The 13416-nt window shown below is 69.0% G+C and carries 8 protein-coding genes and 1 pseudogene; 1 reads left to right on the top strand and 8 read right to left on the bottom strand.

Going from position 1 to position 13416, the window contains the following annotated elements:
- Window positions 1-21 precede the first annotated feature (21 nt).
- Window positions 22-370, bottom strand: a pseudogene (locus HED23_RS35015) (transcriptional regulator).
- 809 nt (window positions 371-1179) lie between these two features.
- Window positions 1180-4341, bottom strand: a complete 3162-nt coding sequence (locus HED23_RS11530) for an AfsR/SARP family transcriptional regulator (protein WP_238441925.1) — start codon at window positions 4339-4341, stop codon at window positions 1180-1182.
- 241 nt (window positions 4342-4582) lie between these two features.
- Between HED23_RS11530 and HED23_RS11525 the strand changes: the two genes are divergently transcribed.
- Window positions 4583-6637, top strand: coding sequence for an ATP-binding protein (locus HED23_RS11525; RefSeq protein ID WP_238441924.1), 2055 nt, complete (start codon window positions 4583-4585; stop codon window positions 6635-6637).
- A 65-nt stretch (window positions 6638-6702) separates the two neighbouring features.
- Here HED23_RS11525 and HED23_RS11520 read toward each other — a convergent pair whose 3' ends face one another.
- The 6 genes from HED23_RS11520 to HED23_RS11490 all read right to left on the bottom strand — a co-directional run bounded on the left by HED23_RS11520 (window position 6703) and on the right by HED23_RS11490 (window position 13358).
- On the bottom strand, window positions 6703-7188 hold the full coding sequence (locus HED23_RS11520) for a hypothetical protein (protein WP_203183302.1): 486 nt from the start codon (window positions 7186-7188) through the stop codon (window positions 6703-6705).
- Window positions 7185-8348 (bottom strand): hypothetical protein, encoded by a 1164-nt coding sequence (locus tag HED23_RS11515; RefSeq protein WP_203183301.1) that lies wholly within the window; start codon window positions 8346-8348, stop codon window positions 7185-7187. The genes HED23_RS11520 and HED23_RS11515 overlap by 4 nt, the downstream gene beginning before the upstream one ends.
- Before the next feature lie 816 nt (window positions 8349-9164).
- Window positions 9165-9593, bottom strand: coding sequence for a hypothetical protein (locus tag HED23_RS11510; protein ID WP_203183300.1), 429 nt, complete (start codon window positions 9591-9593; stop codon window positions 9165-9167).
- 563 nt (window positions 9594-10156) lie between these two features.
- Complete coding sequence (locus HED23_RS11500) at window positions 10157-10615, bottom strand: MaoC family dehydratase (protein WP_203183299.1); 459 nt, start codon at window positions 10613-10615, stop codon at window positions 10157-10159.
- Between the two features lie 31 nt (window positions 10616-10646).
- Window positions 10647-11990, bottom strand: coding sequence for an MFS transporter (locus HED23_RS11495; RefSeq protein ID WP_203183298.1), 1344 nt, complete (start codon window positions 11988-11990; stop codon window positions 10647-10649).
- Window positions 11991-12131: 141 nt separating this feature from the next.
- Entirely contained in the window at window positions 12132-13358 is a 1227-nt protein-coding gene (locus tag HED23_RS11490; RefSeq protein ID WP_203183297.1) for an acetyl-CoA C-acetyltransferase, read from the bottom strand.
- Window positions 13359-13416 lie beyond the last annotated feature (58 nt).

The following is a 13416-nucleotide window of genomic DNA, read 5'->3' as shown; positions in this document are numbered from 1 at the left end:
TCCAGGCGAGGTCGCCGAGGTTCACGCAGCCGCCCGCGCGCTGCCGCCCAGCTCGCCGAACGCGCTCTCCCAGACTTCGCGGACATCTCGGCTGACCAGTGTGCGCAGTGTGGGCCACAGGCCGACGAGAAGGTCCCGATCGAGGTACCGGACCAGGTCGTCGTGCTGACCCTCGGCCAGGACGATGCGGGTGGCAGCTCATCCACAAGCGGGGCTGGTCGAGGTCGAAGGTGGTCAGCCCCGACCATGCAAGATGGAGCGGCAGACGCACAGGGCCGTGCTGGGGACCGGCGAGCTCGGAGAGCGCTGCGGGCAGGCGCCGGGCGAACTTGGCACGGCGGAGATCGGAAAGGCCGGGCTGTGATGCCACACGTCGACTATCCGGGAAGAAGCAGGCAGTGAGCTGCTTGGTCCGCAGACAACGCCCCTCTGAGCACAAGGCGGGCCCGACTGGCGGCTGCCCCGCCAGCTGCGGAGCTGCCAACAAAAGAAGCCCCCGGTTGGCCTGGGGCTTTTTCATGGAGCGGGTGACAAGAATCGAACTCGCGCTCTGAGCTTGGGAATCAAGGGTTCTTGAACGGCTGGAATGGCTCTGAACTGCACGGTTGGCCGGAGCGGCAGAGGCTGGTGTGGTCTCGGGGCGCCGTGCTTGACCGCTACGGTCCGCTCCGGAGAGCGGGTGAGTCGACAGGCGGAGAGGGGAGCGACGACCGCGGTCCGCGGTCGTCGGAAAGATACGGCGGCACGGAGCCGCCGGATCTCGCGCGGGAGGGTCTACCGCTGGTCTGCCCGTGCGCTCGGGTGACGCCCGGCCGCTACATCACCCTCCGAAACGGGCGGAACTGCTCATATCATGATGCAGCCGTTCTTCACGTCAAGGCGTGAGGATGCTACGGCAACATTCGCCATCGCCCCGACTGTCAAAGCGGCCAAGCAAACGAGGGTGGTGGCCGCCAGGATGTTCCGCACGTGCGAACTCTCCCTTCATTGTCGATCTTGAGGATGCGGAGATTATCAGACCATCTAAAGGTATGCCACATTTCCGGCATATGCCAAAAAGATAGTCCACCTACTCATCCCGAATGACAGGGCGGGTCGCTGATGCAGTTTCATATAGACGTTCGATTTCAACCAGGCGGCGAGCGATTCTACGCGCATCAACACGGTCCCGATGGCGCACTAATTCGAATGCTGACGTAATGTCATGAGCGCGTCATTGATATCTCCTGCCGCAAGCCGGACCTCCGCCAGGAGTATGTGTGTGGCGGTCTCCTCATCGACGTCATGGGTGCGGGCCGCGACGAGCGCCGCTGCCCGCAGTCGGTCCGTCGCGTCGGCCAGCCGGCCGTCGGCGAAGTCCGCCCGTCCGAGGCGGCGCAGGGCCTGGACCTCGTGGTGCGGCGCTCGGATGTCCTGTGCGATATGCAGCGCTTCGAGGAGATGCCGACCGGACTCCCTGACGCTCCCCAGCCGCCAGTGCGCCTCGCCGATCCCCACCAGGGCCTCGGCCTGACTCTTCCGGTCACCAAGAGAGCGAAACTCCGAGAGGGTCTCCCTGAGCATGACAAGGGCGTGGGCCGGCTCGCCTGACTCCGTGAGGACTTCGGCCAAGTTTCTCCGTACGGTCGCACGGTCGTATCGGCTTCCGTCCACTTCCAGAAAGGAGAGCGATTCCTCAAAGGAGTGGCGGGCGGCCGTGAACTCCCCCGCCTGTACCTGTAATTCCCCGATATTGTTCAGCGTCTGGGCGGCCGCAGTTGCATCGGCCGCCTCGCGAAACCCCTCCAGGGCTCCGCGAAAATTCGCGAGGGCCTGCTCGCGCTCTCCGAGGAAAAGCATGGTCACCGCGATGTTGTTCCGGCTGCGCGCCTTGTCCCAGATATCACCTGATCGTGACTTTATGGCGAAAGACTTCTGGAGCAGCGCGAGTGCCGTGCGATTCTCGCCGAGATGCCAGTTCAATGTACCGAGGACCCGTAACACCTCGGCTTCGGCAGATTCATCGCCCAGCGCACATGCGAGTTGCAGTGCGCGCTCCCCGGCTGCCGCGGCCTCCGCGTAGTCCCCGATGCTGGCGTGCGCGGCGCAGAGATCGGTCAGACCCCGGCAGAGTGCCGGGGTGTTGTCGTCCGTCCGGTCCCAGTGGTCGACGGCTTGCCGCAGGAGTGCTCTGGCGTCCTGCCAGTGGCACTCCGACAGCAGATAGCCGGCCAGGGAGCCGGTCAGCCGGGCCGCTTGCGCGGGAGCGCCGTTGCGCCGGGCGTGTTCTTCGACAGCCATCAGGTTGCCGCGTTCGGCGGCCAGCCAGGCCCGCGCGGCGGCGGAGTCCGGCAAGGGCGGCGGAGTCGCCGACGGGAGCGTCGTCGGTGGGTCCAGCCGCGCGCGGTGGGGAAATGCCGTGCGGTCCGCGAGGTCGGTCGCCGCCAGGTAGAAATCCGTGAGGCGGGCCAAGGCATGGCGGCGTTCCTGCTCACTGTCCTCCGATAGGGACAGGTGATAGGCATATTCGCGCAACAGGTCGTGGTAGCGATAGCGGTCCGGTACGGGCTCCCTGAGCAGGTGACACGCCAGCAGCCCTTCCAGTAACCGCTCCGTCGTGTCCTGCGGCAGACCCAGCAGGGTGGCTGCCGCGGTGGCGGTGAACTCGGGGCCGGGATGCAGTCCGAGACGCCGGAACGCGGTTCTCTGCTGCGGGGCGAGAGTCCGGTAGGAGAGAGCGAACGCACGCGCCATCTCCTGTTGCTGATCCGCGCTGCGGATTTCTCTCAGGCGTCCAGGGCCTCGGGCGAGACGGTCGGCGAGGACGGTCAGCGTCCACGACTGACGTGCACGGAACCGATGGGCCACCAATTCGATCGCAAGGGGAAGGTACCCGCACAGCCCCACGATCCGCGCTGTCTCCGCACGGTCGTCGGTGCGTTCCTCCCCCGCGAAGCCGCGGAAGAGCGCGATGGCGTCCTCCTCCGGCAGGGCGTCGAGGGGAACTGACACCGCTTGAGGTATGCCGGTCAGATGCCTACGACTGGCGATGATCGTCAGGGACGGCGATCCGCTGGGCAGCAGCGGGCCGATCTGTTCGGGTCCGCTCGCGTCGTCCAGGACAATGACCACCCGGCGTTCGGCCAGCATGGTCCGCCACAGGGCCGTACGCCCTTCCAGTTCCGCCGGAATGGAGGGGGCCGGTGCGCCGAGCAGCCTCAGCAGCGTCGCCAGCGCCGCCCTTGCGCTGAGCGGTTCCTGGGTGGGCGAGTGACCGTGCAGATCGATGTAGAGCTGACCATCCGGGTAACTCTCGGCGAGCACGTGCGCGGCCGCGACGGCCAAGGCCGTCTTGCCGACCCCGGCCATGCCGCTGACCGCTTCCACGGTGACGACCGATCCGCCGTTCACACCCTCATCGGCGATCGCCGAGGTCAGGGCCCGTAACTCCGACCGGCGACCGACGAGCGACGGTTGCTGGGGGAGATTCCGCCGTGGCGGCGCCCCGGGCGGAAGCCCGCCCGGCTCGGGCGCCTCCGGCCGTCGTGTCCGTGGAGAGGCGGCAACAGCGGCCCGGGAAGGAGGCGTTCGCATTGGACCACCGCCGTGTACCAGCTCGCATGCCGGTACGCGGGCCAGTATTCCCTGGTGGATCATGTTCAGCTCGATGCCGGGAAGGGCTCCGTACTCCGCCATCAGTGACTGCCGGGCGGCTTGGTGGACGCGGAGAGCATCCGCGTACCGTCCGCTGCCGTAACAGGCGAGCATCAGCTGACCGAGCAGAGTCTCATGACCGGGATGCCGCTCGACCAGTGCGGAGAGCTCACCGATCTGTTCGGCGAAGCGCCCCAGCCGCAGTTCGGCCGCGATGCGTGAGGCAGCGGCGCTCAGCCGCGCCTCCGAGAGCGTCCGGCGCACGGTCGAGGCCCAGAAGCCAGGAAGACCTGACAGCGCCTCGCCCTGCCACAACGCTTCCGCCTGAGTCAGTAGTTCAATGATCTGTGCGTCACTGTCACTGGTGAACGCGGTGTCGACGAGACGCCGGAAGCGCTGCCGGTCCACGGATTCGCGCCCGGTTTGAAGGGTGTAGGTGTGCGCCCGCCCGATGATGGTGGGTGCGTCCGGCACCGCACCGGCCGCCCGCAGCTGGCGGCGGATACGCGAGACATAGGTGTGCGTGTTCTCGCGGGCGCGTGCGGGTGGATCGCCGTCCCAGAGCCGTTCGATCAGCTGGCTGATGGCGACAGGGCGGCCGGCGTCGAGAGCGAGCGCAGCCAGCAACGCCCTTTCCTTGTCCGATCCGAGCGCCAGCCAGTGCCCGTTCAGCCGTAGCCCCACCGGTCCGAGAATCTGGAATTCCACCAGCGCCCCCGCTGGTCCGTCGGATAGCTCACGAGCATGACACCGAGCGGGGGATTCCGCCATACACCACTGGCGTGGCTGGCCTGATCCGTCTCATTCCCGACGGTCATCCAAGTCACGCCTGGGTAGAAAGCGAAGGAGTTCGGACAATTGGCAATTGATCTCCGGGGGCGGATGGATGAGTGATTCGAGCACGGCCTCGCACGGACCGTACGGAAATGAGATCAGTGGCGAGGCCCGAATGTACGGTCCTACCGTCCAGGCCCGTGAGGTGCGCGGCGGCATCCATTTCCACCAGGGTCCGACGGCGCCCGCGTGGCCCGGGCCACCCCGCCAACTCTTGCCTGTTCCCGCGAACTACACCGACCGAGAGCATGATCTGGACGCTCTGAACGATCTCCGCGCAACAGGGCTAACGCTGATCGTCGTCAGTGGTCCGGCCGGAATCGGCAAGACCACCCTTGTGTCCAAATGGCTGCGTGCGCTGGGCGCCGAGTTCCCCGACGGACAGTTGTACGCGGACCTGCGTGGGCACACAGCGGGTGACCCGGTGAGGCCTGCCGAGGTCCTCGGCCAGTTTCTCCGGGCGTTGGGAGCCGGACCTCCGCCCACCGACGCGGTCGAACTGGGCGCCCTCTGGAGATCCCTCACCGCCGAACGGCGCATGGTGATCATGCTGGACAACTCCTTCACGGCCGCCCAGGTCCGGCCGTTGCTGTTCAACGGGCCGGGCGGCCTCGTGGTCGTCACCAGCCGTCGCAGGCTGACGGGCCTACGCATGCAGGGAGCGGGCTTCCACCAGCTCGACGCGCTAGGCACGGCAGCCGGTGTCGAACTGCTCACCCGGGGGATCGGCGCGGAGCGCGTCGCGGGGGAACTGCCGGCGGCCCATCGCCTGGTGACGCTCTGCGCGGGGCTGCCGCTCGCGGTCTGCCTGGCCTCGGCCCGCCTCGCGACACGGCCGAGGCAATCCGTCGGCGCACTTGCCGACGCCCTCGCGCGGAACACCGACGGTGGCCGGCTGGCCGCGCTCGACGTGGAAGGGGAGACTTCCGTGCGCAAGGCCCTGGACGCTTCCTATGCGGTGCTGAGCGGTGGGACGGCCCGCCTGTACAGGACGCTCGGTCTGCTCCCTGTGCGTACCTTCGACGCTGTGATCGCGGCAGTGTCATGCGGTGAGTCGCTGGACTGGGCAGAGCGCCGGCTGGATGAGCTGATCGAGGCGAACCTCGTGGAGGACGTCGGTCCCGAGAGCTTCCGCCTCCACGACCTGTTACGGATCCACGCGCATGGGCGCGCCATGGATGACGACACGAGTGCCGCCCGGGAGGAGGCGCTGCGGCGCTTCTGCGACTGGTCCCTGTACACCGCGACGGCGGCTCAGGAGCGTCTGACCCCGGTTCAGTTCACCCTCCCCAGGATCTATGCGCACCGGCCGGAGGTCCCGCTCCCGTTCGCCGACGACATCGCGGCGCTGAGTTGGCTCGACTCCCATCGGGCGCACTTGATGGACGCGGTGCGGCTCGCGGCGAGCAGGGGCTGGTACGACACGAGCTGGATGCTCGTGGATGCCCTCTGGCCGCTCTTCTTGCGTCTGCGCCACTACACCGAGTGGATCGAGGCCCACAAGATCGGCCTGGAAGCTGCCCGACGGGCCGGGAACAGGGAGGCCGAGCGCCAGATGCTCAACTCCGGGGCCATCGGACTGGGGGCCGCCGGCCACACCGACGAGGCCGCCGCTTGGTATCGGGAGTCCCTGCGGGCCGCGCGTGAGGCCGATGATCCACGGGACGAGGGCCAGGCTCTGCTGGGCCTCGGCGCGTGTCATCGCGAGGCCGGACGGCCCGCCGATGCCGTCAGCCACCTCACCCGGGCAATCGCCGTGTGGGAGGCCTGCGGGTATCCACGTGGTGCGGCGCTGGCCCGTACGACCCTCGGTGAAATCGCACTCGCGACGGGCGCACTCGGTGAGGCCGTCGACTGCTTCACCCGGGCGCATGCCGCGCTGGTGGCGGTGAACGACCCCCACGACGCCGCGCGCGCCCTCGCGTTCCTGGGGCGTGCCGGCGCCCGGGTGGGGGCGTACGAGGAGGGTACGGCGAGGATGAAAGAGGCTCTGGCGGTCTTCAATGGGTCCGGAGCGGTCTTCTGGCAGGCGCGCACCCTGGAAATGCTGGGTGACAGCGCCGCAGAGCATGGCGACGGGACGGGCGCGGAGCAGTTCCTCGCGCGTGCCCTCGCGCTCTTCGAGATCACGAGCCCCGCCGACGCGCGTCGGCTCGGCGGGGGCGGGTGACCCGGCAGGAGGGACCGAGCCGCGTGGGCTACCCGGTCCCGGTCTGCGGAGATGGCCTGTGCGGTTCAGCTGGCCGATGCCTCGTGGGCGTACGGCCACTCCCGCAGTGATCTCCCCGCCACCATCCAGGCGTGCACGCACGACGGCAGCAGAGACTGCTCCGAGGAGTCCTGACGTGGCCCGTACAGGCGGTGCAGAACGAGGACCGGCGATCGGTCGGATCCGTCGGCCAGTGCCCAGCCGCCCACGCCTCCGGCATCCGACAGGGGCACCGCGGCAATGCCGCAGGACGGGTAGGCCGACGTGAGGACGGCCAGTCGGCGCAGTGCGCCGGTGGCCGAGTGCACGCGGCTTCCCTGGAGCACGTCCGCACAGTCGAGCAGGGAGCGGTCCCGGCAGCTGTCCACGTCCACGACCAGGTGCTCGTCGATGACCCACGCACTGTGGAGACGGTGCACCTGCCTCAGCCGCACGCTGAAGGACGCGTTGCCGCACCGGGCCAGCAGCACGTCCGGAAAGGGGCTCGCCTCGACCACGACGAAGCGCTTCACGCCGACGCCTCTCCACGGCCCGGTGCCCACGCGGCCAGCGGCAGAGGCGCCGGCAGCGGGATGGCCAGTGGTTCGTGCGCGGGCTGTCCCATCTCCAGCAGTTTGTACATCAGCTTGCGCGTGTTCCGGTTGAAACGGCCGGGCTCCGACGTGATGCGGGCCCGGATCGGGGCATATTCCTCCTGCCGGTACTCCTGTGCCACATAGTCGAGTTGCTCCACCAGCGGGTGGGTGGGAGACAGCGTCGGTGCGTGGGCGGCGAGAGCAGCGGCAGGCGACGAGGGATTGATCTCCCGCTCCGGAGAGGTGGTCAGCAGAATCGGTGCCCCGGTGAGCGTCCCGTAGAGAGTGACCGATCCGTGGTCACCGATGATCCAGTCCGCCGCGACCAGAATGCTGCGCCAGTCCGCTTCCGGGGGCACGACTCCGATTCCGCGTTGTTCGCACCGCGCCAGCCACGACCTGACCTGGTAGGCGCCGTGCCCCGCCCACACGTTCGGATGGACGAGCAGCGCCGTACGGTAGCTCGCCACCGGCAGCTCGCCGATCAGCCGAGGCAGCAGCGTGTCGAACCGGCCGAACGAGGAGTGGGCCCCCCACGTTGAGACCGAGACGACGAGTTTCTGCCCATCCGCGAGCCCGAGCGCGCGGCGGTAAGCGGCGCGCAGCGGCAGACTGGCCATGATCCGGTCGTGTGCGGGATCACCGATGACATGCGCCAGCGGGAGCGCCTCCGGGCAGCTGCGTGCCAGCTCACGCAGCTCGGAGTGGTGTGGCACGCCTACGGCGGCGGGCGGCCGTCCTCCGGGCATGAGGTCCTGTCTGCGCAGCCCCGCAACGCCCGCGTGCGCTCCTTCGGTCACCCTCTTCAGGTAGTTGGCCCCGTGCGGCAGCGTGAACAGCGGGGCCTTGATGTACTCCATGCCGCGGGGTCCCATGGCGAGTGCGAGGTCGAAGGTCATGCGCGTCGCCTGTTCCCACGGCACCACGGCGCTTCCCAGACTCGCCAGGTAGGCGGGCACGTCGTCGCCGAAGGCGTGCGGCGGTGCGGTGAAGACGACCTGGAGCCGGAAGTCGGCTTCCAGCAGGGAAAGGACATCGAGCAGTCGTTTCCCGTACGTCACCGTGTGGACCACGGCCAATACCTGCTTGCGCCCCACCAGAGTCAGCCACTGCCGTGACTCAGCAACACTGGCCGTCGCGGGCGGTTTTTCGAATCTGCTCGCCGCGTTCGTCATCGTTCCGGTACCACTCAACGCCGACATGGCGTCCCCCTGTTGGCTTCTGTCCGATGGTCACTGTCACGAACTGCCTCTGCCACCTGAGTTCCCGCCCAGGAGGACGGAAGGCTCGACGAAGCCTTGCGAGAACCTTGCAGTGCCCTGCATCCGACAGCGGCGTTGCCGCCGGACCGATCGAGTGCGGTCTCGCGCGCCACCGGCAGCCACGAGCCTGCGCAGGCTGTGGCGTTGCAGTGCGTCGACGGCCCCCGGTCGACGCACTGCAACCACATCCGACGGATGTGAGAGCCGTATCCTCTGACGCCGCGTGCCGCGGGCGACGACCAGCGTGGTGGCGTCCCGGTGGCGTCCCGGGCGCAAGACACACGTCGACCACAGCTGCGGCCGTGCCCGGAACAGGACGTGGCCTCTCCGCGGCAGTGACGTGCACGAGCCGGCCGTCGCGACACCCGGCGAGGCAGTGGCCGCCCTGCCCTGCGCAGCGCCCCGGGGGGAAGCCGGCCAGCAGGGACGGCACGCCCCGACGTCTCTCCCCGGGCGGGAGAACCTCCGATGCCGAGCAGACGGCGGCGGCGCTCCCGGTGATGCGCTGCCCACGCGCAGGCGAGTGGAGGGAAAGCGATCTGCCTCCGCAGAACCGCTGTGAGACAACTGGTGACCCGGTCTTCCTCGACGGACCGCTACCAGGTGAGCAACCGAAGCCGTGGGGAGCGGGTGCCATGTGCGGACAACCGGCTACTCACGACCTGGGTCCACCGTGTCGCGGGTCATGTGGAAGGTGAGGCCGGAGAAGTCGCGGCCTTGAACCACAGGACCGTTCTGCGTGCCTCCCGAGACGCTGTTGTGTGCTGCGCCATCTGACGCCTGCGTCCTCTGCCACCACTCGTCGAGGAGCAGGCGGAATTCCTCGTCCAGGGCCGCCCGTACGTGGAGTGCCGTCGCAAGCGCCTGCGACCGGACCGGATCGGTGCTGTCCTCCTGCATCGCGGCGAGCTCCAGTTCGCCGGAGCTGACCCGGACCCCGTCCTGGTCGGGCTCCGGAACCGTCCCGCGTCGGAACGGGCGGCGCACCAGAGCGGTCAGCCCTGCCCACGCCTGGCGGCCGGCCTCACTGCCGGCGCTCCCAGCCAGTGCTGCGAGCGCCGCTGCCGTGATCGAATCCATGCCGGACTCCCCTTCATCGACTTCCTGGGACTAAAGCCTAGGTCGGGGAAGTGCAGAACGGAGTGGTTCTGACGCAGGCCTCGACCGGCCGGGGTGCGCGATCGACGAGCGGCTTCAGCGTTGCCTCTCCACGTGACGATGGCCCTGGTGATTGACGTCATGCGGCGGGACCTGCCGAAGATGCGCCAGGACTTCAGCCTCGTGACGCCGCGCCAGCTTCCAGCGCGCCAGGGCGGGATCCCCAGGGGTCCATAGAAGACCCGCACTTCCGCGTCTCGGACGTCGGCCACGTCATCGACCGCCTGGTGACCCTGCCGTACGTCGACGCCGGCCGCATCGGGGGCGTTGGCCTGTGCGGTGGTGCCGGCGTCGCTGGTCCACACCGTATGCACAACGAAGAATCCCCAGGTCAGCTGGCCTGGGGCTTTCATATGAAGCGGGTGACGAGAATCGAACTCGCGCTCCGAGCCTGGGAAGCTCCGCGCCGGACAGCGGGCCACGACACGAAGGCGCCCGCCCGGGAGTTCCGGGCGGGCGCCTTTTCGCGCGGGTACCGCAGCGTCCTACGGATAGAAGTGCGTCAGCGACTCGGCGACACAGGCCGGCTTCTCCGAGCCGTCGAGCTCGAAGGTGAAGCCACGCGTCATCTGCACGCCGCCCCGCGCCACCTCGGTCACCCCGGTGACGGTGGCGTGCAGGCGGACACGGCTGCCCACGGGGACGGGCGCCGGATGGCGCACCCGGTTGACCCCGTAGTTGAGCGCGCGTCCCACACCGCTCACCCGCAGCAGCTCGCCGAACATCGGGATGCCCCAGCTCAGCACCATGTAGCCGTGGGCGATGGTGCGCCCGTACGGGCCGGCGGCGGCGCGTTCGACGTCGGTGTGGATCCACTGGTGGTCCCCGGAGACGTACGCGTAGGCGTCGATCAGCTCCTGGGTGACCTCCTTCCACTCCGAGCGCCCGAGGTCGCGCCCGCCGAGGGCGAGGATCTCCGGGATGCCGTTCACGGTAAGCGGCATGGGCGGTACTCCGTTCTGCGTGTACGGGCGGTCAGGCGGTGACGGGCGCGGTGCGGGGGGCGGCGACCGGCTCGGCGGCCTGCTCGTCGTGGTTGGGGCGCTTGAGGAGGAGGAGCATGCAGCCCAGGGTCAGCGCCACCTGGAAGACGGCGTACGCGATGACGGCGGTGATGGAGCCGGTCCGGTTGAGCAGGAACTGGCCGACGATCGGGGTCGTACCGCCGAGCAGGGTGCCGCAGAGCTGGTAGCAGAGCGAGATGCCGGTGTAGCGCAGATGGGCCGGGAAGCGGCTGGCGAGCATGCCGGCGAGGGCCGCGTAGTAGAGGCAGTGCGGGATCGTGGCGACGGCGACACCGAGCATCGCGAGGCCGTAGTTCTCGGTGCGGATGAGGAGGAACATCACCGGCATCAGGAACAGCTCGGGGACCAGCATCACGATCACCGCGCGGGACCAGCTCTTCATCCGGGTGGCCATGAGGGCGCCGAAGGGCTGGACGACGATCTGGGTGATGTTGGCGACGAGGATGATCGTCAGGAACGAGCTGCGGTCGAAGTCGAGGGACGTCGTGGCCCAGGACAGGGCGAACGTCGACTTGAAGTACGTCGCGGACAGGCCGATGGTGCAGGCGCCGATGCCGAGGACGATCAGCATGGGGTGGCTGCGCAGGACCTCGGTCAGCGGGAGCTTGACGACTTCCTTCTTCTCGATGAGCTTGGCCATGGCCGGGGACTCGGCGACCTTCAGCCGGACCAGGAGACCGACCATGACGAGTGCGGCGGAGGCGAGGAAGGGCACCCGCCAGCCCCAGGAGACGAAGGCGTCGTCGGGCAGCTGGCTGATGGCGAGGAAGCTCAACGTGGAGAGGGTGTTCCCGACGGGCGACCCCTGCTGGGCGAACGCCGCGTACAGCACCGACTTGCCCTTGGGCGCGTGTTCGGAGGCGATCAGGACGGAGCCGCCCCATTCACCGCCGAGGCCGATGCCCTGGATCATGCGGATGAAGACCAGCAGGATCGGGGCGGCGACGCCGATGGAGGCGTAGCCGGGCAGCAGACCGATCGCGGTGGTCGAGATGCCCATCATCAGCAAGGTGATGACGAGGGTCTTCTTACGGCCGAGCCGGTCGCCGTAGTGGCCGAAGATGATGCCCCCGATGGGGCGGGCGAGGAAGCCGACCCAGAAGGTCGCGAAGGCGACCAGGGTGCCTATGGGGCCTTCGAGTTCAGGGAAGAACACCTTGTCGAAGACGAGCGCCGCCGCGGTCCCGTAGATGTAGAAGTCGAACCACTCGATGGTGGAGCCGATGAAGGCTCCGAACCCTGCGCGGTTGGCGGCTTTCGTTCGCTCGCGTGCGGTTGCGGTGGTCGCACTCATTGGTGGCTCCCGTGAACATCGTTGATCAAGCGGATGGGGGCACGACTGACCCGGCGTCGCCCGAGACGCCCTGGGTCGCGTGATGGATGAGGGGGACGGAAAGGAGGGGACGGAGAGGGGGACGGAAAGGAGGGGACGGCGTCAGGCGCCGATGCGTTCGAAGACCGCGGCGAGGCCCTGGCCGCCGCCGATGCACATGGTCTCCAGCCCGTAGCGCGCCTCGCTGCGGTGCATCTCCCGGCTGAGTGTGGCGAGGATGCGGGCCCCGGTGGCACCCACCGGGTGACCGAGGGAGACGCCGGATCCGTTGACGTTGATGCGCTGCTCGTGGTCCTTCTCGCCCAGCCCCAGCTCACGGGTGCAGGCCAGGACCTGGGCGGCGAAGGCCTCGTTGATCTCGATCAGGTCGAGATCCGCGAGAGTGAGACCGGCACGGCCGAGGGCCGCGTGGGTGGCCGGGACGGGGCCGATGCCCATCGTCGCGGCGGGGACACCCGCGCGGGCGAAGGAGACCAGACGGACGAGCGGGGTGAGTCCGAGCCGTTCGGCGGTGGCGGCGCTGGTCACCAGGCACGCGGCGGCCGCGTCGTTCTGCCCGCTGGCGTTGCCGGCGGTGACGGTCGCCTCCGGGTCGGTCCTGGCCATGATCGGGCGGAGTCCGGCGAGCTGTTCGGCGGTGGTGTCGGGGCGGGGGTGCTCGTCGGCGGTGACGACGGTGTCGCCCTTGCGGCCCCGTACGGTGACGGGAACGGTCTCCGCGTCGTAGCGCCCTTCTCGCGCCGCCCGGGCGGCGCGGGCCTGCGAGCGCAGGGCGAGGGCGTCCTGGTCGGCGCGGCTGATCGAGTAGGCGCGGCGCAGGTTCTCCGCGGTCTCGATCATGCCGCCGGGTACGGGGTGGTGCACGCCGCCCGCGGTGACGCGGCCCCTGGCGAGTGAGTCGTGGAGCTGGAGGCCGGGCCCCTTGATGCCCCAGCGTCCGTCGTGGGTGTAGTAGGGGGCGGCGCTCATCACGTCGACGCCGCCCGCGATGACGACGTCACTGAATCCGGCCCGGATCTGCATGGCCGCGTCGAGGACGGCCTGCAGGCCCGAGCCGCAGCGCCGGTCGGTCTGGAGACCGGCGACGGTGTCGGGGAGTCCGGCGTCCAGAGCGGCGACCCGGCCGATGGCGGGGGCCTCGGACGAGGGATAGGCGTGTCCGAGGATCACTTCGTCCACCCGGTCCGGGTCGACCCCCGTGCGGGCGACGACCTCGGCGATGACGCGTGCGGCGAGCGCGGCCGGGGTCTGCTGGGCGAACGCGCCGCCGAAACGCCCGATGGGTGTGCGCAGCGGCTCGCAGATGACGACATCGGTCTGGTCGGGCACGGCGGAACACCTTTCGGCGGGTTCGGTTGTGTGGGGCGACCTTCGCACTGGACCACTG

Source organism: Streptomyces pratensis, assembly GCF_016804005.1.
In the GTDB taxonomy this organism is placed as follows: Bacteria; Actinomycetota; Actinomycetes; order Streptomycetales; family Streptomycetaceae; genus Streptomyces; species Streptomyces pratensis_A.
This window is presented reverse-complemented; position numbering and strand designations above follow the sequence as displayed.